The sequence below is a fragment of the Candidatus Rhodobacter oscarellae genome (assembly GCF_001078595.1).
Lineage (GTDB): Bacteria > Pseudomonadota > Alphaproteobacteria > Rhodobacterales > Rhodobacteraceae > Rhodobacter_B > Rhodobacter_B oscarellae.
This window is the reverse complement of record NZ_LFTY01000002.1, coordinates 2,874,726-2,894,687: the sequence shown is the minus strand read 5'-3', so window position 1 is coordinate 2,894,687 and position 19,962 is coordinate 2,874,726. Positions and strand designations below refer to the sequence as shown.

Sequence of the window (19,962 nt, the reverse complement as noted above, 5' to 3'; positions counted from 1 at the left end):
GGTATGACGTTTTCAAAATCCCTTCCGGCGATTGTGCTGGGGCTGTTTCTTTCTGGGGCGCTCGGCGCGGCGGGCGCCATGGCGCAGACCACCGCTGTTTCGATGGGGCTGCAGAACCATAACAGCGACAGCCCGATGGAGATCACATCCGAAGAGCTGTCCATCGACCAGGAGGAAAGCGTCGCGGTCTTCGAGGGCAACGTGCTGGTGCGCCAGGGCGAGCTGACGATGACCTGCGCGCGTATGGTGGTCGAGTACGGGCCCGACGAGAACGGTAAGGACGAGATCAAGATCGTGCGCATGTTCGGCGGCGTGACCCTGGCCTCGCCAGAGGAAACGGCCGAGTCGGATCGCGCGGTCTACACATTGGCAGTCGAGAAGATCGTGATGCTGGGCGACGTGTTGGTGACCCAGGGGGCGACCGCGATTTCGTCCAATCAGCTGACCTATGATCTCGACACCGGCGACGGCCTCTTGGAAGGCGACGTCAAGACCGTGCTGCAATAGGGGGGCGGTCGCAGATGGAAATCGAACCACGCCTCACGCTGACCCAAAGCCAGTCCGGCCTGCGGGTCTTCAACATCCGCAAGAGCTACCGCAAGAAGACGGTGATCCGCGACGTGTCGCTTGACCTTGGGCGGGGCGAGGTCGTGGCCCTGCTTGGGCCGAACGGCTCGGGCAAGACGACGACCTTCTACGCGGTGGCCGGGCTTGTCAGCCCCGAGGGCGGGCAGGTCCTGATCGACGGCAAGGACGCGACGTTCCTGCCGATGTATCGCCGCGCCAAGCTGGGCATCGGCTATCTGCCGCAGGAGGTCTCGATCTTCCGCGGGCTCAGCGTCGAAGAGAACATCTCTGCGATCCTCGAGATCTCGGTGCCCAACAAGGTCCGGCGGCGCGAGCGGCTGGAGGAGCTGCTCAGCGAGTTCTCCATCAGCCACCTGCGGCGCGCCTCGGCCCTGTCGCTTTCGGGCGGCGAGCGGCGGCGTGTCGAGATCGCGCGCTGCCTGGCCGCGGACCCGAAATACCTGCTTCTGGACGAGCCCTTCGCGGGGGTGGACCCGATCGCCGTGGGCGAGATCCGCGCGCTGGTGGCGGACCTCAAGAACCGCGGCATCGGCGTTCTGATCACCGACCATAATGTGCGCGAGACGCTCGAGATCGTGGACCGCGCCTATATCCTGCATGACGGCCAGGTCCTGATGAGCGGCACGACCGAGCAGGTGATCGAGGACGAGAACGTGCGCCGCGTTTACCTGGGCGAGACGTTCCGCATCTCCTGACCGGCGCGGGCCGGTCACACGCGAACGTGGCGCGACGTGACCGCGCAACCCCGCGCCTAGCTGTTGACAGAACGCCCCTTGATGCCGCCAAATGGGGGCAATGCTGATGCAAGTACTTGGCGCGCCCGCGCCGTCCAGCTTTTACCCGTTATCAATCCCGCCAGGGCATGACCGCTGGCGACGCAGATTCGCAGGCGATCTGTAGGGATTTCTGTATTTTCTTTGTGTCTTCGTGAAAGGAGCCTCGATGCACTACCAGATCACCGGCAAGCAGATAGATATCGGCGAATCACTGCAGGAGCGAACGCGCGTGCAGCTGGATGCGACGCTGGAGAAATACCCAGGTCGCCCAACCGACGTCACGGCAACCTACTCGCGCAACGGGCACGTGTATGCCTGCGAGGTTGTGGTGCATCTATCGACTGGCTTGACGGTGAACGCGCGGGGCCAAGACTCTGAAATCTATAGCGCTTTGGACAATGCGGTCGAGAAAGTCGACAAGCAACTACGGCGCTACAAGAGGCGGCTAAAGGACCACCATCGCGTGCGCGAGACCCCGGTTGCACTCTCTGGCGGTAGCACCTATATCCTCGCCGCACGCAAGGAAGAGCAAGAGCCAGAGCCGGACACATTACAGCCGATGATCGTGGCAGAGATGGAGACTAAGATCCCGTCGCTGTCGGTCGGAGAGGCGGTAATGCAGATGGAACTCGCGGGCGCTCCGGTACTGGTGTTTCGTAAAGAGGGCGATGACCGCTTGAATGTTGTCTACCATCGTGAGGATGGCAACATCGGCTGGATTGACCCTGGACATTGATTTAGATCGCCGGCCGCGCCCCGTGGCCACGCCGGCGAAACGAGGAAAACGAGCTTAATGGAGCTTTCGTCTATTCTGAGCGCTGAGGCCATTCGGTCGATCAGCGCGGTCTCCAGCAAAAAGCGCCTGCTTCAAGAAGTTGGCGAGCTTACGGCAGCAACCTACAATCTAGAGGCCGACATCGCGGTCGAGGCCCTGCTCGAGCGCGAGGCGCTTGGTCCCACCGGCGTCGGCAAAGGCATCGCGCTGCCGCATGCGCGCCTGCAGGGCCTTGAGAGCGTGATTGGCGTCTTCCTGCGCCTGGAAAAGCCCATCGACTTTGATAGCGTGGACCGCCAGCCGGTTGACCTGGTATTCGCCCTGTTCGCGCCGCCCGATACCGGCGTCGAGCACCTCAAGGCCCTGGCCCTGGTGTCGCGCACGCTGCGGGATGCGAATGTCTGCGCCAAGCTGCGCAGTTCGGCGGACGCGGCGACGTTGCACGCCGTCCTGACCGAGGCGACGACGTCAGAGGCCGCCTAGCGCGCCCCGAGGCGCGGCGGCAATGTCAAAGCCGCAGCGCCTTGAAACCAAACATCATATAGTCTTTCTGATAGGCGCTGCGCACGGCGTCCTCGATCTCGCGGTCATAGATATCGGCCAGCGTCACGGGTCCTTTGTCGGGCGCGGGGGCAAAGTCTGGCGCCGCGACACCGGCCTGCGCGGCCAGCTGCGCTAGCCCCGTCTTCAGATCCGGCTCGCGCAGCACCATATCGGGCACTTGGAATTGGGCGAAACCCGCCAGCACCTCGGTCTGCGAGGCCCAGGCCGCGTCCACCCGGATGCCGGTCTGCCCACCCAGATTGCCCTTCACGAAAGTGGCGAAGGCCAGGAAGGCGGCGCGATGCTGGTCGGCGCTGAAATCGTCGCCCGGCGCGCCCTCGGGCAGCGGCAGCGTGTAATTCTTGCGCAGGTTCTCGCGGATCTCGCCAAAGGTCTCATCGCCGTGGCCCAGGATATGCGCCACGAATGCCGCGTGCAGGCGCACCACCGGGTGGCGCACCACGGCAAAGCTGCGGTGACCGGGGTGCTGGCGCTTCCACTGCCGTAGTGTCTTTTGCGTGAAGCCGCGGCGCAGCGCGTCCGCGGTCACGCCATCCACCTGCGTCAGCCAGGCTTCGATCGCGGCGGTCGGCCCGGCCTTGATCGGCTGGTAAAGCAGCGGCGCCTCGGCGGCGGCGACATAGCTGGGGATCGCGGGGGCGCGCCGGGGCTCGAAATTCGGGGTGCGGGTGAGGTCAAAGCGGTCGATCTGGGCGATCTCGGCGCGCATCTCTTCAAAGTTGGCGACCTTGTGCTCCAGCGCGCTGGGGTTCTGCACCTTGGTGCGCTGCGTGGTGCGCTCTTTCTTGTGGTCGACGCCCAGATAGGCGGCCAGCCCGTCCAGCACGTCCAGGTCGCGGATGTCGTCATAGCCGATGTAGAACGCGGCCTGCCCGCTGGTCTGCAGCCCCTGCATCAGCCGGCGCTGAAAGCCCTGCAGCTTGTCCAGATGCGTCTCGAACTCGGCGCGATCAAAGGTGATCTGCGCGGATTTGGCGTTCTTCATGTCGTTGAGCCGCCACTGCCCGGTCTCGGCGGCGATCTTGCGCGAGACGTAGCTGTCGATGGGGTTGCGGGTCAGGATGATCTTGCCGCAGCGCGGGTCGGCCAGGGTCTTGTCCAGGATGCGCGGGTCGTGGTCGTGAAAGAAGCGAAAGCCGGGCAACCCTTCGGTCTCGGCCTGCATGCGTTGCAGCAGGCGCTCGGGGTCGGCCTCGCGCTCTTGCAGGGTGACGCCCAGCATCTCGGTCTTGTTGGCGCCGCCCATGAAGACCGGGTTAAACGCCTCGCCATAGCATTGCAGGCCGGGGTATTCGTTGACGTTCTCTTCCAGAAAGTTCGACCCGGTCCGCATCTCGGCATAGATCACAAAATAATCGAAGGGTCGGGTCATCCGTGTCTACTTTTTGATAAGGTAGGGTTTTCGGCGGTCGCGCGGGGTGTCCTGCACGGCGTCGCCGCTGGGGAAGTCGCCCATGAGATGCGGGTGCATGCCCTGGTTCTTGAGGTTCTGCAGGAACTGCCCAAAGCCGTTCAGGTCGACCAGCCGGGGCGCCTCGGTCAGGCGCCGCGAATAGCGCGGCCCGATCTCGTCGATCACGGTCTGCAGGGGCTCCATGGGGCTCTCGACGAAATCCGCCATGCTCCAGATGCGCACCCGCGCCTTGGTATGCGGCGAGCGCAGCGTGTCCAGGAACTGCGCCTCGATCTTTTGCAGGCGCGCCGCCTCTTTGCGGATCTCGGTGAAGTTTTGACTGGAATGAAACAGCGGAACCGCCCAGGCGCCGGAGATCACCGAGATCTGGGCGTTGGAATCCGCCGACAGGAACCGGTTTAGCTTTTGGTTGTCGCGCGGGCTTAGCTGGAAGCACTGGTGCTCGCCGCGCGTGTTCCAGATCAGATTGGTCAGGAAGCTGCGCGGGTTGTAATCCCGCAGGAGGGGGCTGTTGCTCAGCGCGCCAGAGAACGCCGTCTGCTCCCCCGCGAATTCCACGCGGTCGGGGGCGAACAGCTCGCCATGGACGCGGGCGCCGACCATCCGGCCCAGCCAGTCTTCGAACTCCTCAAAGAGGTCGCTGAAGCCTTGGAAGACAGAATAGGGCGCGCAGGTCTTGCCGTTCTCCCAGCCCTCGTTGGGGAAGCGGCTTTGCATGAACAGCCCGGCGCGGCCCCGGGTGCGCCGGTCCACCGCCTTGGCAAAGATCCGGTCGATCTTGCCGGGTTCGGGCTCTGCCGTGCCCATGATGTCGATGTCACCGGACAGGAAGGTCTCGTAAAGGCGGTTCGCGTGGGGCCAGATCTTGCGCGCCACAAAGCAGTTCGAGCGCCGCAAGAGCTGCAGGTGGTCGTCGTAGAAGATGTGCGGCTTGCCCTGGAAGTCGAACTTGGACAGGGTCAGCGACCGGCTCTCGATATTGCTGGAATGCAGCCTAACAAGGGTCTGATAATAGCTCTCGTCCGGGATCCAGACCCTTCGAAAGTAGGCGTCATAGGCGCGCCGATCCGGGTCGTGCAGGATCGCGGAAAGGGTCTGCCGCGTCAGGCACCACCACTGGCTGCCCAGATGCGGCACCAGGCCCTCCGGGACCCTGCGTTTCAGGCGCAGGGCGCGCTGCAATCTCACGTAGCGATCGAAAAGATAGCGCTGCCGCTTCCATGAGAACGGAAAGCGCAAGGTAAAGCGCTCGGAATCGAGCCCGCCAACCGTCCAGGGCACGTCCTCAGTCGTCACGGACTCGATGAAATTCGTCATCGGCCGGTCTTCAAGATAGTCGCGCAGCTCGCTGACGGGGCGCAGCGGTAGGCAGGACCCCGAGGCGAGATACACGTGCCGCACGTCTGGGAACGCGTCCAGCATCATGGTCGAGGCGCTTTGCGAGGCGGCCACAAGGCTCCACGTGCCCCATTCGCAGCGGTGCCGCTTGCAAAAGCGGATGTTGTCGAGATCGCGAAAGCTTTTGACGAAGTCGCTATGCGCCTTGCCGGGCACCCGCCGGTCGACATGGATCACCACGGGGCAGCCGTTCTTGGACCAGTGCCGGGCGACCCGCGCGGCGCGGTGCAGCGCGTCATGCACCAGCATCACAACGCCGAAGCCGCTCACGCCCAGTTCCCCTTGGACATCAGCCCGAGGATTTCAAGCTGGCGCCAGTTGATGTATTTCTCGGACCATTTGCACCACAGATCGGGGTTGTCCTTCAGGCGCCGGTTATAGGCCCGGTATTCGTGGCTGGCGGCGTAGTGCTGGCGGCGCTCAAGCTCTTCCGCGGCCTTGGTGCCGAACGTGTCCAGGAACTTGGCGTGCAGCAGGCAGCCCGAGGCTTTCTCGCCGCCCCACTCGTCATAGACCTGGTTCAGCCCGCGCGGCAGAACCATATGGGTCGAGCTGACATAGGCGTAAGAGCGGTCCCATTTGACCAAGGGGATCTTGTTGAGCGCCGGCGCGCGCGGGGTTGTCGGGGAAGAACACCCGCGCCCGGGGCCCGCCCTGGATCCATAGGTTGCCGAACTTCTTGTTCTTGGTGACCGCGTAGTTGCCGCTGTCGAACCAGTTGGCGATCTCGAACGGGTCCTGGCCCTCTCGGTAGGGGAAGGCGTCAATCGGCCCCTTGGGGTACATGTCCAAAAGCATCGCGCTGAAGGACTTGATCGAGGACGCGTCCAGCCAGTCGGTCAACGCGCGCAGCGGGCGGGTGTCGCAGAACGGGTAGATCAGGAACTCGTCGACATCGACCACCAGGTTCCAATGCCCGTGCCCGTATTTCGATTGCAGCCAGTTCAGCCAATCCACACCGAACCGCGCCCGCTTATAGCTGGCCTCTGTGGTCCAGACAGAGACGTCATCCTGCTCGGACAGGTACTCCAGCGAGCCATCATCCGAACCATTGTCCACGATCAGGAAATGGTTAACCCCCATCTGGCGGTAGTAGCGCAGGTAGTATTCCAGGCGGATCTTTTCGTTCCGCAGCGTGGCGAAGGCCAGGATGTCGTCAGGGCGAATGCGACCCGTCCGGTCGCTTGCCGCAACCATTTCCCGGCGCTTCCGAAACGCGCGAATGCGCCAGCGCTTGCGCTGAAGCCTAAGCCTGTATGACCGTATCGCGCCCAAACTCTTCCCCAATAGAGCCGCAAACCGTTGTCAGCCAACGCAGTTATCAGGATACCTTTAAGACGCGGTTGAAATGCGCGTCCCATGTCGGCAATGCCTGCGGCTTACTCCTTTTAGATGTGTCTGCCCTGTCATCCTGCCCCAGCAATTGTAGGATGGATTGTTTCCATAAATACATGTTGTTGGTATTTGCGTAAATGGGCATATCCCCCAATATTTCACGCAAGACCGGCAAATCTGAACAGATCACCGGGGTCCCCAGCCCAAGCGCCTCCGCCGGAGGCAGGCCGAACCCCTCTGCAAGCGTCGGAAAAAGCAGCCCCGCCGCGTTTTGGATCAGCGCCGCCAGGGCCCCGTCGTCCAGACCGTTCGCCTCAATGACGTTGGCGGGGTTGGCGTCCAAGCGGCGAAAGACCTCTGCGTTCTCCCAGCCGCGCGGGCCCGCGACAACCAGCGCCGGCGCCTGCGCGCCGAGATCCTGCCAGATGTCCAGCAGCAGCGCGTGGTTTTTGCGGGGCTCGATCGTGCCGATCGTGACGAAATAGGGTCTGTTCAGGCCCTCGAGGGCGGGCATCTCGCCCGGCTCGGGGATCTCGACGCCGATATGGGCCACATGGGTGGGCACCTCACGGCCCCATTGCCCGAACCAGTGCCTCACCCGTCGCTCTGTGTCTGCAGAGATGCAGATCACCCGGTCGGCATGGGCGGCCACGGCGCGCATCCTCTGCTCGAAACGCGCGACGGTGCCCGCGCGCTGATACTCGGGGAAATCCAGCGGGATCATGTCATGCACAAGCACGCTTACTTGGGCGTTTTCGACCCTGTTCCAGCCCGAAAGGCTCCTGTCGCTCAGGTTGGAATGCCCGACATTGAGGTAGCGGGTGCCCGGCGGCACGGCGCGCGCCAGCATGTCACCCAGGCGGGCGCGCCTGCATCGATCCGCGGCCAGCCGCCTTAGGTCGGCCTCGGCCCGGGCCTTGGCGGCAGGCAGGCGTCTCAGTCGCCCCAGCCAATCCGCCGCGCCCCATGCCGCGCGCCCCTCGATCCGATGCAGCACGGCCTCAAGCCCGTCCCGGTCCAGCAGAACATATCCCAAAGAGGTCCGAGCAAGCCCAAAGATCGGCGCGCCATGCGCCACGAAGAACCGCAGATAGGCCAGCTCCACCCGGTCCACGCCGGTCAGAACCCCACGCCCAACGCGCGAGATCAGCCGGGTTATGTCAAGGCACCGCGCTTGTTTTGGCACACCACACCTTCTGCCTTCTTCTTGGCCATAAATACGGTGGGGGGTCTGGGGGGCAAAGCCCCCCAGCGGGTCGACGCGCGAAGCGCGGCGAAAACAGCACTATTTCTCGTAATGCCCGTTTTGATGCCAGCGCCAGGCGTCGGTGACCATCTGCGCCATGGTGGAGCGCTTGGGCTGCCAGCCCAGCTCCTCGGCGGCGCGGGTCGAGCCCGACACCAGCCGGGTGCAATCCCCGGCGCGGCGCGGTCCGATCTGGAACGGCACCTCGCGGTTGGTGACGACGCGGCTTTGGTCGATGACCTCGTGCACCGAGAACCCGTGCCCGGTACCCAGGTTGAACACGCGGCTGCCCTTGTCGGCCTCCAGCCATTTCAGGCCCTGCACATGGGCGTCGACCAGGTCCATGACATGCACGTAGTCGCGGATGCAGGTGCCGTCCGGCGTGTCGTAATCGTCGCCGAAAACGGTCAGCCCGTCGCGCTTGCCGTCAATGGCGTCCAGGATCAGCGGCACCAGATGGGTCTCGGGCTGGTGGAATTCGCCGACCTCGCTGTCGGGGTCCGCGCCCGCCACGTTGAAGTAGCGGAAGATCACCGATTTCAGACCCGAACTCGCCTCGAAATCGACCAGCATGTCCTCGATGGCGCGCTTGCTGGCGCCATAGGCGTTCAGCGGCGCCTGGGGGCAGCTTTCGTCCAGGGTCACGCCGTCCTGCTCGCCATAGGTGGCGCAGGTCGAGGAGAACACGAAGTTCAGGCAGCCATGGTCCACCGCGGCCTCGATGAGGTTCAGCGATCCCAAAACGTTGTTGCGCCAGTATTTGCCGGGGTCGCGCATCGCCTCGCCGACCTGGCTGAAGGCGGCGAAATGCATCACGGCGGCGGGCTGGTGCTCGGCGAAGGCGCGGTCCAGATCGGCACGGCTCAGCAAGTCACCCTGCGCGAAGGGTCCGAACTTCACCGCGTCTGACCACCCGGTCGAGAGGTTGTCGAACGTGACCGGCGTGTAGCCCGCTGCCTTCAGAACCTTACAGGCATGCGACCCGATATAACCGGCGCCGCCGGTCACCAGAACGTTCGGCATATCCCTCTCCTGAGATGCGGCGCGCTATTGCGCGGCAAGCTGGGTTGCCGTCATCGAGCGAAGGTAGTCGCCGAATTCGTCCTGCAAGTCCTCGCGGGCCATGCCGAAGGCGACCGTGGCCTGCAAGAAGCCCGCTTTAGAGCCGCAGTCAAAGCGCTGCCCACGGAAGCGGTAGCCATAGACGGGACGCTCTTCTTCGATCTCATGCGCAATGGCGTCGGTGAGCTGGATCTCTCCGCCAGAGCCGCTCTTGAGCTTGTTGAGCGACTGCAAGACCTTGGGCGTCAGGATGTATCGGCCGATCACCGCCAGGTTCGACGGCTCGGTTCCGGCGGCGGGTTTCTCCACCATGCCGTTGACCGAGACCATGGCGCCCATATCGTCGCGGATGTCGAGAACGCCATAAAGCGAGGCCTGCTCTGGCGGGACCTCCATCGACGCGACCATGCAGCCTCCGGTTTCCTCATAGGCTTCGACCATCTGCTGCAAGCAGGGCTTCTCTGCCGCGATGACGTCGTCAGGCAGGATCACGGCGAAGGGCTCGTTCGGGGCGATCAGGCGGCGCGCGCACCATACGGCGTGGCCCAGGCCCAGCGGCTTGTTCTGGCGGACATAGGCGATGGCGCCGCTGTCCATGTTGGTGCTTTTCAGCTCCTCCAGAAGGGTGTCCTTGCCTTTCTTGCGCAGGGCGGTCTCAAGCTCGGGGGCGGTGTCAAAGTAGTCCTCAAGCGCGCCCTTGCCGCGCGAGGTCACAAAGATGAACTCTTTGATTCCCGCGGCCCGCGCCTCGTCGATCGCATACTGGATCAGCGGACGGTCCACCAAGGTCATGATTTCTTTCGGGATCGACTTTGTAGCGGGAAGAAAACGGGTCCCCAAACCAGCAACAGGAAAAACGGCTTTTGTAACTTTACGTGCCATGCTCACACCCTACATATTTTTGCTTTACTTACCACCACAGCGCGACTTTGCCACAGTCGATAGGCAAATTGCATCAGCTTTCTGATGTTAATCCGCTAATGTGCCTATCGCGCTTCGACGTCAAGATGAACATGTGATGCGAATGTCCGCAAGAAGCTTTTTTTCCCGTGCGACCCGTGACTTACGTCGCCAGGGCTTAAAAATCTTGTCATTGCGGTCCGACTTGCCGAACAAACCGCCGATTTGCTCCCAAAACCCGTGTTGAAAGCTCGCCCGGTGATAAAGCGCCGTGGAGCCGAAGAGAAACAGCGTGACCCGCCGTCCCTGGGCAGCGGCGGCGCGGGCCTCGGCCCGCAAACGGCCTGCGGCTAAGCGGTGCCCGGTCATGATCAAGGGGTCTCCGTAAGGAACTCGGCTCTGAAAGACCTTAAATGGGCGTGTTCGCTCGGGGATCGCGGTGGGCGGCTCAAGACTGCGCGCCAGCCCATCCTGGATGCCGCTCTCTAGCCCGGCCATCAACCCCGAGACGTCCCGCGGTTCGCAGGCCCCGGCGACCATATTGCGGACCAGCCGGGCGCGCTGCTCTTGCCGGAAAGCATCCATGGCGCCGTCTCGCATGTCAGGCAGAGCATGCTTGCGCAGAAAAACGGCTTGGCTGGCGCCGATTTCGGTCAGGCTTCTAGGCGTGCGGTCGGCGGCGCGATACCGGGACGCGTGAAAGCCGTGATGCACCTGCGCAAGGGGCACCACCGCGGTTTTGTGGTGGTCCTTCGCCAGGCGCATATTCACATCCGTTTCGTCCAGAAAGAACCTAAAATTCGGGTCAAAACCGCCGATCTTCGCCAGGACGCCGCGCCGGAAAGCGCAATTGGTGCCCTCGGTCTTCACGGCCTTGCCCGGGGCTCCGGTCAGCACCACATGGGCGCCCTCCGCCGCAATCGCCGTTTCGCGGCCGGTCGTGTCCACCCAATTGGCGCGGGACTGAAACGAGATACCGTTGCGCCCGCGCACGTAACCACCAGCGGCCACGACCTCGTGATTCGCGAATGGGGCAGACAGGTGGTTGAGCCAAGTCGGCTCGGGCACCGAATCGTCGTCAATGAAGGCAACGACCTCTCCCGCGGCCTGCGCGATGCCAAGATTGCGCGCCGCAGAGATATTGGCCTCGTTGAATTCGATCAGGCTTACGGCCTCGCCCAGCCCCATGTCGCGCACGGCGTCACATCCGGCGCGGTCCGCGACGATGACGACCTCGAATTGGCCATAAAAGAGCTGCTCTATCCCCTCCAGGCAGCGTTGCAGCGACGCCGGGCGATCCCGGCTGACGATGACAACGCTGATGGGGATTTCGGTCATGGCGTGCCGAGTTCCGCCAGAATAGTCTCGATCCGGGGCAGGTCCTCGGGGTTGTTAAGCTCCCAGAAGGCGCGCCCCTTGCCCTCGACCTCGACGCAAAGAACCGGGCGGGCCTGCTCTAGAAACCGAAGCTGTTCCAGGCCTTCCAGCGTCTCCAGCGGACCGACCGGCCAGCGCGGATAGGCGGCCAGCGCCGACGGGCGGTAGGCATAGACGCCGACGTGGTGGAAGACCGGCGTTTCATCCGCGTCCGCGTAGGTGCCAGGGGTGTAGGGGATCACCTCCTTGGAGAAGTAGAGCGCCTGGTTGTCCGCCCCGAACACCGCCGTGGTGCCGCCCACGCGCCCCGCGCGGCGGTCCCCCAGGAAGCCGTTCAGCGCCGCGCCGTCGCAGCGCAGCACCGGGGTGGCGACCTCTGCGGTGGCCGCATTCTGCAGGCCCGCCACAAGGTCCTCGATGAACCAGGGCGGGGTCAGGGGCGCGTCGCCCTGCAGGTTGACCACGATGTCATAGCCGCCGCCCAGCGCGTCGAGCGCCTCGGCGCAGCGCTCGGTGCCGTTGCGCGCCTCTGACGAGGTCATGACCACCTCGGCGCCGAACGCCTCCGAGGCAGAGGCGATCCTGTCGTCATCGGTGGCGACCACGACGCGATCCGCGCCCGCGACCTGCTGGGCGACCTCCCAGGTGCGCTGGATCAGGCTCTTGGCCTGGCCGGTCGCCCCGCGCAGCTCCACCAGCGGCTTGCCAAGGTAGCGAGAGGAGGCGTAGCGCGCGGGGATTACGACAAGTACAGACACTAACCCGCCTTAAGCTCTACGCCGGGCGCGTAGGCGATGAAGAACGTGTTCTCGTATCCCGGCTTGCCGTATTGGAAGGTCTCGTGGTCGTCAAAGCGCACCATCTTGCCGCCCGCGCCCCGCAGCACGGCGTCGCCCGCGGCGGTGTCCCATTCCATGGTGCGGCCCAGGCGGGGGTAGATGTCGGCCTCGCCCGCCGCGACCAGGCAGAACTTCAGCGACGAGCCCGCGCTGGTCATGTCCTTGACGGCGTATTTGTTGATGTAGTCGTCGGTGGCCTGGTCGCGGTGGCTCTTGGAGGCCACGACCATCAGCGCGCCGTTGTCGGGGGTGGTGACGCGCATATCGCGCTGGGCGCCGTCGATTTCCTCGACCGAGACACCATCGGCGCGGGTGTAGAACAGCCGCTCCTTGGCGGGGGCATAGACCACCCCGCGCACAGGCACGCCGTTCTCGACATAGGCTATGTTGACGGTGAACTCGCCGCGGCGCTTGATGAACTCCTTGGTGCCGTCCAAAGGGTCGACGATCAGGAAGGTCTCGGCCTGGGCGGAATGGCTGGCGGACTGCTCCTCGGTGACCAGCGTCACATCCGGGAAGGCGGCGCGCAGCCCGGCCGAGATATGCGCGTCGGCGGTCTCGTCCGCGATGGTGACCGGGCTCTCGTCGGACTTGGATTTCACCTCGAAATCCTCGCGCCCGTAGATCTCCATGATCAGCGCGCCGGCCTCCAGCGCCAGGCGCCGCATTACAGCCTCTAGTTGTACAAAATCCACCACTTGCCTCCGTTAGCCTGCATTCCAGGCCTGTTGATTGATAAACAGCCTCGGAACCCTTATGCTTTCATGTTAAACGAACGGCAAGAATTCCCTGCATATAGTATAGGGGCGGGCCCGAGGCAGAATCGCGAACCAATTTATGTTTCAGCAACGCACGCATACAACGACGTTTCAGTCGGCCATCTCGCTGCTGGAGCTGATCTATCATGCGATCGTGCGCAACGTCCGGCAGAGCCATGGCAACGCCGTCGTCGGCCTGCTGGTCAGCATCGCGCAGACGGCGATCCTGGTGGTCGTGTTCTACGTGATGTTCACGGTGCTGGGCCTGCGCGGGATGGCGATCCGCGGCGACTTCCTGCTTTACATCATGTCTGGGATCTTCCTGTTTCTGACGCATAACAAGTCGGTAAGCGCGGTCACCGGGGCAGAGGGCCCGGCCTCGCCGATGATGCTGCACGCGCCGATGAACACCACGATTGCGATCATTTCCTCGGCGCTCAGCACGCTCTACATCCAGGTGCTGGCCCTGATGGTGATCCTGTTTGTGTACCACGTGGGGTTCGCGCGGCTAGAGGTTTACCAGCCGATCTATGCCTTCGGGATGGTGCTGCTGGCGTGGTTCTCGGGCGTGGCGGTGGGCACGGTGTTCTTGGCGGCCAAGCCCTGGGCGCCGGGGTTCGTTGGGATCGCGCAGCAGGTCTACACGCGGGCAAACATGTTCGCCTCGGGCAAGATGTTCGTGGCGAACACGCTGCCAAGCTCGATGATCGCGATGTTCGACTGGAATCCGCTGTTTCATTGCATCGACCAGGCGCGGGGCTTCTCGTTCATCAACTACAACCCGCATTTCAGCTCGGTGTCGTATCCGCTATATCTGTCGTTTGCGCTGATCGCGATCGGGATGATGGGCGAGTTCTACACCAGGCGGCAGGTCTCGATCAGCTGGTCGGCGGGCAAGTAGGCTGCGCGGGCTGGTCCTGGGGCGCTGACCACCGCGCGCATTGGTTACCAGATCGTAACCGCCGGGCGGCATAACTTCGCCCCGAGCGCTCAACTCAACGACCATCCGGCCCCATAGACCACCCCCTCATTGGGTGCAGGGGCGGGCTTAGCGATGGGGCAAAACCAGCCCGAGCCTATTCTGGGGGCCAACCGGCCCTCGCGGAGACTTGGCGGCGCCGCCAACCCACCCTCGGTGCACGACACATAGAGCCATTGAGACGTCGCTTTGGGACCGCCCCCAAAGCGGGCGATTGCTATGCTGCGTTCAAGTCATTTTGAAAAGCAGGAGCATGTTATGGGCGATCCCACGGAAATTCTGAACTTTCGGCGCGTGAGCGACAAGATCACGCTGTCCGGGCAGCCATCCGAGGCGCAGCTGGCCGCGCTAAAGCCGCTGGGCGTCAGCCATGTGATGAACCTCGGCCCGCATCACAACAAGGGCGCCCTGCCGGACGAGGCGGGCAGCCTGGCGGCGCTGGGCCTGGACTATGTCTACATCCCGGTGGAGTTCGACGCGCCGACGCAGGACGATTTCGATGCCTTCTGCGCCGAGATGGACCGGCTCGACGGAAAGGTGATCCACGTGCATTGCATCTACAACGCGCGGGTCTCGGCCTTCTTCTATCGCTACGCCAAGGAGGGCCGCGGCGGGGATGCGGACGAGGCCTTCGCGCGGATGGATGGCATCTGGCGCCCCGGCGGGGTCTGGGCGGCGTTCATCGGCGACGAACAGTCTCTAAACCTGCCCAACCGATACGCGGGCGAGGATTACTAAGCCGGCCTTCGGCGAAACTAGGAAGCCGGGGAACGGACCAACGTCCTCTTTGCGGGGATGCTTGGGACCGGTCGGCTGAGGGGGCGACCCAACACCCGCGCAGTGTTCTAGAGCAAGAGGCCCGCGACAGTAGCGTCTTCCAGGATCGCCGCGCGCAAGGGATCGACCGTGCCGTGCGCCTCCAGCAACTCGGTAACGGTCAGGTCGGGGGGCGCTACGGCGCGAAAAGTGGCGAGCGCAGAGGCCAGGTGGCCCGGCTCGCCGGTGCGGACAGCGGCCGAGATCATGAACAGCGCATTGCCGAGCGGGAACGGAAACGGCTCCAATATGCGAAAGGCCTGCATATAATCCGAACTGTGATAGGCGGCAAACCCCAGCGCGTGCCGGTGAAACGGAACCTCCCCCGGCACCAGCGACAAGAGCCGGTCGCGCAGGTCTTTCGCCCGGCCTCCGAGCGGCGCGCAGAAGCCGCCCCAGATCAGGGACCGGGCCAGCACGTCCGGGTTGTTCGGCTGGAGCGCAACCGTGCGGTCGAGGATCTCCATGGCAGCGCCCGGGCTCCCTTCCAGCACGGCCAGAAGCGCCCCTTGCATCATCGCGATCGGGTCCTCGGGGTCCAGCGCCGCACAGCGCCGGGCCGCCTGTAGCAGCGCCGCGCGATGGGGCTGGCGCAGGTCACGGGTCTTTTCCGCGCAGAGCAGGGCGTGATGCGCCGTTGTCACCAGCGACCAAGCCGCGGTGTATTCGGGATCGGCGGCAACCGCCTTTGTTGCATGGTCAAGCGCCAGCCGTACCCCGGCCAGGTCGAAACGCAAAAACGCCTCGACGCCGAGCAGCCAGTGCTCGAATCCGCCCAGCGTGCCGGGCAGGCGCCGATGCGCGCGTAGCCGCAGGCTACGGACATGTGCCCCCGTCCAGGCTTGGGCAAGCCCAGCCACAGTCTCCGCCGCGGTTTCGTCGATCATCGAGAAGACATCATCGTCCGAGAAATCCCGCCGGGCGGACCAAACTACTTCGCCCGTGTCCTCCGCGGTCAGACAGAGGGAAATCAGCACGCGTCCGCCGTCGGCCAGCAGATCGCCAGACAGCGCAAATCCGCCCTCCTGCGGCCCGCCCCCCCGCAGCACCGCAAGCCAGGGGTTGGTGGACAGCACGCGGGTGATCTCGCCGCTGATGCCGCGGGCGATGCGCTGCCAGCGCGGGCTTCCCGTCAGGTCTTCAAGCCCCATAACGCGCAGGGTTAAGCGCGACGCCCCCGGCGGCGCGACGGGCACAGCGCGCAGCCGGTAACCGCGCCGCGGTACCGTCTCCAAGTGTGTGGCGTCGTCGCCAAGTGCCACGCGAATGTCTCCGATGCACTTGGTCAGACTGTCCTCAGTCACATGGACCTCACCCCAGACCGCGTCCATCAACGTGCGTTTGTCGATCGTCTGTCCGGGTAGGCTGGCCAGAACCGAGAGCAGCTGCGTGGATTTCGGTCGCAAAGCCACGTGCCGACCCGCCGGGTCCCGCAACTCACCTGCTGGCAAGCGAAGCCTGAATTGGCCGATATCGACCTCGACTTCCTGTGCCTCGCGCGCCAATCCGCTCCCCCTCTGCACAAAAATTCCGGGAAGTTTCCGAACACTTTCCGGACTTCCGGACCACGGGGAAACACTATCGAACACGGCCACCGGTGCCTAGAGCAGCCTTCCCAACAGGCCGACCCACCCCAAAGGAGACGTATCATGCCAAGAATGACCCGCCGCATAGCCCTGCTCGCTGGCCTCGCGCTGGGCGCCGCGACCATGGCATCCGCCGCCGACACAGACGCGGCCCTGACGGCCTTTATTGAGGCCAATAACCGCTATGCGCCACCCAATGCCGATCCCTCTGCCGTCGCCGCAACCTACGCCGGTAACGCAGTCGTGGCGCACCCGATGGCAGAGCTTCCCGGGGGTCCGGTGCATGGTGCGGACGCGATTCTCGCCATGCTGAAAGAGATCCACGGGCGCTATGACACGCTGGAGCATGTCGAGGCCCGGCGGCTTGTCTCTGGTGACCGCGCGGTCTGGGAGGGCTGGGTCGCGGCGACGATCCGGAACGACGGCCCGGCATTCCGGATCCCGTTTGTCCTCAGCCTTACCTTCGACGCCGACGGGCGGGTGACCGAGCAGTTCACCTATGTCCGTCCCGAGCAGGTTCGCGAAGCGCGGCAGTAGCCGCGCTTGCCTGAAACGGCGATGGCCTAGGGATCGGGGCGGGAGCGGTCAAACCCGTTGCGCAAAGCTGGTTCCCTCCCAAAGAGGCGCCCACAGCACGTTGCCCTTGGCGTCACCCACCAGGATATGCAGCCCTGATACAACAATCGCCGTGACCTCCGCGCCGGTGGAGCCAGAGATCACAATCGCCTGTTTGGCCTCATCAAGCTCGGCGAGTTGAACCGCGCCGTCCCGATAGCCCGCAAAGACGGCGTTTTCTCCGGGCAGGGTGCGCAGGCAGGTGACCAGCTCGTCTTGGTTATAGGCCACGCAGACCGGCTTGCGCCCCAGGGGGCCCTTCTTGCCGTCGAATGGCCAGGCGATGGCTTCATCGGCGCCAGAGGTGACCAGATGCGGGGCATCGCCGACCCAGGCCAGGCTCTTGATCTTCGCCGGATAGCCCGGCATCGCGAAATCCCCCTTGTCGCGCAGGCGCCAGGCATGCAGCGCGTTCTCTTGCATGCACGTCACCAGGTACTTGCCGTCCGGGCTGAAACAGGTATCGCCGTGGAAGCCCTTCCAGACCAGCTTTGAGGCCTTCCAACGCTTCTCGCGTGCCCAGACGGTCGCCCCGCCATAGTAGGTGACGGCCAGGCGCTTGCCCTTCGCGTCAAAGGCAAGCCCGCCCACCGTGCTGGCATGCTCAAAGACGGTCACTTTGCTTTGCCCGGCGGTCCAGACATGCGCCTCTTTCCCCGAGGAGCAGGCAATGTGGCCGTGGCTTGCGGCGACGCAATCCACCCAGCGGGTGCCGAAATGCGCCAGCTCATCAACGTGGCCGTCAAGCGAGGTCCGCAGGAACTGCCCGTCATCGCCGCCGGTCAGGACATGCCCGTCGCCATCGGCGGCCAGGCACAGGATAACGCCCTCATGCAGCTTAAGCTCCTGCGGCATCCTCCCTTCTCGGAAGAACCGCAGCATGCCGTCGCCGAAGCTGACAACAACGGTCTCGCCAACGCTCACCGCGGCGGTGACCGGGGCGCCAAAGGCGTACCGCGTGCCGCGCTGCTCGAGCGCCGTGGGCTTGAGGCCGGTTTTGCGGGCGGGCTCGGCCTCTACGCCGCCTTGCACGCTTCGAACCCTTCCTTGAGATCCATGCTGTCCAGATTGCGCCCAATAAACACCACGCGAGAGTTGCGCGCCTTACCATCGGGCCATGGCCCCATATCCGATCCGCTCATCAGCATATGCACGCCCTGGAAGACATAGCGGTCCTCCTGCCCGGCGAAGTCGAGAATGCCCTTGGAGCGCAGAATGTCCTGGCCACGGGTTTGCAGCAGCTTGCCGAACCAGGTCTGAAACTTCTCCAGATCAAGCGGCGTCTCAGAGGTGAAGGACACGCTGGTGACATCGTCATCATGGTCATGATCGTGGTCGGAGGTCAGAAAGTCAGGCTCGACCTCCAGGACCCGGTCCAAGCTGAACGCGTTCAGCCCCACGACTTCGTCCAGCGGCGCGGTGCAATGCGCGGTGCGGATGATCTTGGCGTAGGGGTTGATCTTACGGATGCGCGCCTCGACCCGCTCCAGGCCGTCGGCCTCGACCAGATCGGTCTTGTTGAGCAGGACGACATCGGCAAAGGCAACCTGTTCCTCGGCCTCGTGATGCGCGCCAAGCTGCCCGTCCAGATGCACCGCGTCCGCGACCGTCACAATCGCGTCAAGCTTGGTGCGGCTGGCCACGTCCTGATCAACAAAGAACGTCTGCGCGACGGGCGCGGGGTCGGCGAGCCCGGTGGTCTCTACGATGATGGCGTCCAGCTGATCGGCCCGCTTCATCAGGCCGCTCAGGATGCGGATCAGATCGCCCCGGACGGTGCAGCAGATGCAGCCGTTGTTCATCTCGAACACTTCTTCATCGGCATCCACAACCAGGTCGTTGTCGATGCCTTCCTCGCCGAACTCGTTGACGATGACGGCGTATTTCTTGCCGTGGCGCTCCGTTAGGATGCGGTTGAGAAGGGTGGTTTTTCCGGCGCCTAGAAAGCCGGTTAGTACGGTGACGGGCACCCGCGCGGTCTGGTCCATGGTTTGTCCTATTGGTGGGCTGGCACGGCGGTGTTGCATTCGCTGCATCGGCCGTGGATTTCGAGAACTGTGTGATTGGGCGCAAAGCCCGTGCGTTTGGAAAGGCTTTCGACGCTGTGGGCGAAGCCAGAGTCGACATGCTCGGTCACGTTGCCGCAATCGTCGCATATCGCGAAGACGGGGATGTTGTCGTCATGGCCGCCGCAGCAGACCGTCCAAGCGTTGAGCGATTCGATCCGGTGCACCTGGCCCGCGTCCAGCAGCTTCTCCAGCGCGCGATAGATGGTCGTCGACGCCGTGACGCCTTCCGGGCGAAGGCCCTCAAGGATCTCATATGCCGAAAGCGGGCGCTCCTGGCCTTTCAGAAAGCCCAACACGCGCTCGGCATGGGTGAGCCGTTTTTCACGATTCTGCACTGCTTCGCCTTTCGCACGGATTGCGCTTGACCTCATGTAACAGCTCAGATTACTTGACGCAATGTTACAACGTTACATCTAGGATGCTCTCTGCATGCAAGACGAACCTGCGCTTTTGTCGGTCTGCACGACCTGTCGGGATGGCCGCGAGAAGGACACTGGCGCGCGTGGCGGGTCGCGCCTTGCCAAGGCCATTCACGCGCGCCTTGACGAGCTGATTGCAGCCGGGGCGACGCTGCGCGGGGTGACATGCATGAGCCAATGCAAGCGCCCTTGCATCGTGTCGCTATGCCAGGACGAAAGGTTCACCTATGTCTTCGGCGATCTTGATCCCGAGCGCCCCGAGCACATAGACGCGCTGTTGGATCTCGTGGCGCGATACAAAGAGGCGCCCGAAGGTTTTTTGGGGCGCACGGACCGGCCTGAGCCGCTGAGGGCCAACATTCTTGGGCGGTTTCCGCCCACCCGCAGCGCGTCCTTGCTGGTCACGCATCTCGACCCGATCGCCGCGGAATGAGCGCGGATCAACG

Annotated in this window: 20 protein-coding genes and 1 pseudogene; 8 read left to right on the top strand and 13 right to left on the bottom strand. The window is 64.0% G+C overall.

The genetic code is table 11. The features are described from left to right. The first annotated feature begins 3 nt into the window (after nt 1–3). The 4 genes from AIOL_RS18585 to AIOL_RS18570 all read left to right on the top strand — a co-directional run bounded on the left by AIOL_RS18585 (nt 4) and on the right by AIOL_RS18570 (nt 2,622). Nucleotides 4–507 carry an LptA/OstA family protein gene (locus tag AIOL_RS18585; RefSeq protein ID WP_049644355.1) on the top strand — a complete coding sequence of 168 codons (504 nt, stop codon included), beginning with the start codon at nt 4–6 and terminating at the stop codon, nt 505–507. Between the two features lie 14 nt (nt 508–521). Then, complete coding sequence (lptB, locus tag AIOL_RS18580; protein ID WP_049644354.1) at nt 522–1,283, top strand: LPS export ABC transporter ATP-binding protein; 762 nt, start codon at nt 522–524, stop codon at nt 1,281–1,283. Between the two features lie 247 nt (nt 1,284–1,530). Continuing rightward, nucleotides 1,531–2,100: a ribosome hibernation-promoting factor, HPF/YfiA family gene (hpf, locus tag AIOL_RS18575; protein ID WP_049644353.1), complete on the top strand. Its 570-nt coding sequence runs from the start codon at nt 1,531–1,533 to the stop codon at nt 2,098–2,100. Nucleotides 2,101–2,157: 57 nt separating this feature from the next. Beyond that, entirely contained in the window at nt 2,158–2,622 is a 465-nt protein-coding gene (locus AIOL_RS18570) for a PTS sugar transporter subunit IIA (protein WP_049644352.1), read from the top strand. Between the two features lie 25 nt (nt 2,623–2,647). On the opposite strand, the gene AIOL_RS18565 is transcribed toward AIOL_RS18570, so the two are convergent. From AIOL_RS18565 to cysQ, 9 genes and pseudogenes are all read right to left on the bottom strand, one after another. Next, entirely contained in the window at nt 2,648–4,075 is a 1,428-nt protein-coding gene (locus AIOL_RS18565) for a sulfotransferase family 2 domain-containing protein (RefSeq protein ID WP_049644351.1), read from the bottom strand. Nucleotides 4,076–4,081: 6 nt separating this feature from the next. Further along, a complete protein-coding gene (locus AIOL_RS18560; RefSeq protein WP_049645537.1) occupies nt 4,082–5,764 on the bottom strand; it encodes a DUF5927 domain-containing protein in 1,683 nt (560 codons plus the stop codon). A 17-nt stretch (nt 5,765–5,781) separates the two neighbouring features. Beyond that, nucleotides 5,782–6,712 (bottom strand): annotated as a pseudogene (locus tag AIOL_RS18555) (glycosyltransferase family 2 protein). A 124-nt stretch (nt 6,713–6,836) separates the two neighbouring features. Further along, on the bottom strand, nt 6,837–8,036 hold the full coding sequence (locus tag AIOL_RS18550; protein WP_049644350.1) for a glycosyltransferase family 4 protein: 1,200 nt from the start codon (nt 8,034–8,036) through the stop codon (nt 6,837–6,839). Nucleotides 8,037–8,135: 99 nt separating this feature from the next. Beyond that, on the bottom strand, nt 8,136–9,119 hold the full coding sequence (galE, locus tag AIOL_RS18545) for a UDP-glucose 4-epimerase GalE (RefSeq protein ID WP_049644349.1): 984 nt from the start codon (nt 9,117–9,119) through the stop codon (nt 8,136–8,138). Nucleotides 9,120–9,143: 24 nt separating this feature from the next. Next, nucleotides 9,144–10,040 (bottom strand): UTP--glucose-1-phosphate uridylyltransferase GalU, encoded by an 897-nt coding sequence (galU, locus tag AIOL_RS18540; protein WP_049644348.1) that lies wholly within the window; start codon nt 10,038–10,040, stop codon nt 9,144–9,146. A gap of 120 nt (nt 10,041–10,160) precedes the next feature. Next, the gene (locus tag AIOL_RS18535; protein ID WP_049644347.1) at nt 10,161–11,396 is read right to left on the bottom strand and encodes a glycosyltransferase family 2 protein; all 1,236 of its coding nucleotides are present in this window, start codon (nt 11,394–11,396) and stop codon (nt 10,161–10,163) included. Further along, nucleotides 11,393–12,193, bottom strand: coding sequence for a 3-deoxy-manno-octulosonate cytidylyltransferase (locus AIOL_RS18530; protein ID WP_049644346.1), 801 nt, complete (start codon nt 12,191–12,193; stop codon nt 11,393–11,395). Before AIOL_RS18530 ends, AIOL_RS18535 begins: the two co-directional genes overlap by 4 nt. Continuing rightward, entirely contained in the window at nt 12,193–12,942 is a 750-nt protein-coding gene (gene cysQ, locus AIOL_RS18525) for a 3'(2'),5'-bisphosphate nucleotidase CysQ (RefSeq protein ID WP_394298940.1), read from the bottom strand. The genes AIOL_RS18530 and cysQ overlap by 1 nt, the downstream gene beginning before the upstream one ends. A gap of 169 nt (nt 12,943–13,111) precedes the next feature. Between cysQ and AIOL_RS18520 the strand changes: the two genes are divergently transcribed. Both AIOL_RS18520 and AIOL_RS18515 read left to right on the top strand, forming a co-directional pair. Continuing rightward, nucleotides 13,112–13,933 carry an ABC transporter permease gene (locus tag AIOL_RS18520; protein WP_049644345.1) on the top strand — a complete coding sequence of 274 codons (822 nt, stop codon included), beginning with the start codon at nt 13,112–13,114 and terminating at the stop codon, nt 13,931–13,933. Between the two features lie 336 nt (nt 13,934–14,269). After that, nucleotides 14,270–14,749: a protein tyrosine phosphatase family protein gene (locus AIOL_RS18515; protein ID WP_200898768.1), complete on the top strand. Its 480-nt coding sequence runs from the start codon at nt 14,270–14,272 to the stop codon at nt 14,747–14,749. A 107-nt stretch (nt 14,750–14,856) separates the two neighbouring features. Here the strand turns inward: AIOL_RS18515 and AIOL_RS18510 are convergent, their stop codons facing one another. Next, nucleotides 14,857–16,239 (bottom strand): winged helix-turn-helix domain-containing protein, encoded by a 1,383-nt coding sequence (locus AIOL_RS18510; RefSeq protein ID WP_160314528.1) that lies wholly within the window; start codon nt 16,237–16,239, stop codon nt 14,857–14,859. Between the two features lie 237 nt (nt 16,240–16,476). Here AIOL_RS18510 and AIOL_RS18505 point away from each other — a divergent pair, with 237 nt between their 5' ends. Continuing rightward, the gene (locus AIOL_RS18505; protein WP_082152679.1) at nt 16,477–16,950 is read left to right on the top strand and encodes a nuclear transport factor 2 family protein; all 474 of its coding nucleotides are present in this window, start codon (nt 16,477–16,479) and stop codon (nt 16,948–16,950) included. A 48-nt stretch (nt 16,951–16,998) separates the two neighbouring features. On the opposite strand, the gene AIOL_RS18500 is transcribed toward AIOL_RS18505, so the two are convergent. From AIOL_RS18500 to AIOL_RS18490, 3 genes are read right to left on the bottom strand one after another with little or no spacing between them, the layout of a single operon-like run. After that, nucleotides 16,999–18,060, bottom strand: coding sequence for a WD40 repeat domain-containing protein (locus AIOL_RS18500; RefSeq protein WP_049644341.1), 1,062 nt, complete (start codon nt 18,058–18,060; stop codon nt 16,999–17,001). After that, nucleotides 18,045–19,016, bottom strand: a complete 972-nt coding sequence (locus AIOL_RS18495; RefSeq protein ID WP_049644340.1) for a CobW family GTP-binding protein — start codon at nt 19,014–19,016, stop codon at nt 18,045–18,047. Before AIOL_RS18495 ends, AIOL_RS18500 begins: the two co-directional genes overlap by 16 nt. A gap of 8 nt (nt 19,017–19,024) precedes the next feature. Further along, entirely contained in the window at nt 19,025–19,432 is a 408-nt protein-coding gene (locus AIOL_RS18490; protein WP_152912592.1) for a Fur family transcriptional regulator, read from the bottom strand. 94 nt (nt 19,433–19,526) lie between these two features. On the opposite strand from AIOL_RS18490, the gene AIOL_RS18485 reads away from it, so the two are divergent. Further along, nucleotides 19,527–19,949, top strand: coding sequence for a DUF1636 domain-containing protein (locus tag AIOL_RS18485; protein WP_049644338.1), 423 nt, complete (start codon nt 19,527–19,529; stop codon nt 19,947–19,949). The last annotated feature ends 13 nt before the right edge of the window (nt 19,950–19,962 follow it).

Bases quoted from the DNA above. Each gene is read 5' to 3' on its own strand.
- AIOL_RS18585 (WP_049644355.1), top strand. From the start codon at position 4: ATGACGTTTTCAAAATCCCTTCCGGCGATTGTGCTGGGGCTGTTTCTT.
- lptB (WP_049644354.1), top strand. From the start codon at position 522: ATGGAAATCGAACCACGCCTCACGCTGACCCAAAGCCAGTCCGGCCTG.
- hpf (WP_049644353.1), top strand. From the start codon at position 1,531: ATGCACTACCAGATCACCGGCAAGCAGATAGATATCGGCGAATCACTG.
- AIOL_RS18570 (WP_049644352.1), top strand. From the start codon at position 2,158: ATGGAGCTTTCGTCTATTCTGAGCGCTGAGGCCATTCGGTCGATCAGC.
- AIOL_RS18565 (WP_049644351.1), bottom strand. From the start codon at position 4,075: ATGACCCGACCCTTCGATTATTTTGTGATCTATGCCGAGATGCGGACC.
- AIOL_RS18560 (WP_049645537.1), bottom strand. From the start codon at position 5,764: ATGCTGGTGCATGACGCGCTGCACCGCGCCGCGCGGGTCGCCCGGCAC.
- galE (WP_049644349.1), bottom strand. From the start codon at position 9,119: ATGCCGAACGTTCTGGTGACCGGCGGCGCCGGTTATATCGGGTCGCAT.
- galU (WP_049644348.1), bottom strand. From the start codon at position 10,040: ATGGCACGTAAAGTTACAAAAGCCGTTTTTCCTGTTGCTGGTTTGGGG.
- AIOL_RS18535 (WP_049644347.1), bottom strand. From the start codon at position 11,396: ATGACCGAAATCCCCATCAGCGTTGTCATCGTCAGCCGGGATCGCCCG.
- cysQ (WP_394298940.1), bottom strand. From the start codon at position 12,942: ATGCGGCGCCTGGCGCTGGAGGCCGGCGCGCTGATCATGGAGATCTAC.
- AIOL_RS18520 (WP_049644345.1), top strand. From the start codon at position 13,112: ATGTTTCAGCAACGCACGCATACAACGACGTTTCAGTCGGCCATCTCG.
- AIOL_RS18515 (WP_200898768.1), top strand. From the start codon at position 14,270: ATGGGCGATCCCACGGAAATTCTGAACTTTCGGCGCGTGAGCGACAAG.
- AIOL_RS18505 (WP_082152679.1), top strand. From the start codon at position 16,477: ATGCCAAGAATGACCCGCCGCATAGCCCTGCTCGCTGGCCTCGCGCTG.
- AIOL_RS18495 (WP_049644340.1), bottom strand. From the start codon at position 19,016: ATGGACCAGACCGCGCGGGTGCCCGTCACCGTACTAACCGGCTTTCTA.
- AIOL_RS18485 (WP_049644338.1), top strand. From the start codon at position 19,527: ATGCAAGACGAACCTGCGCTTTTGTCGGTCTGCACGACCTGTCGGGAT.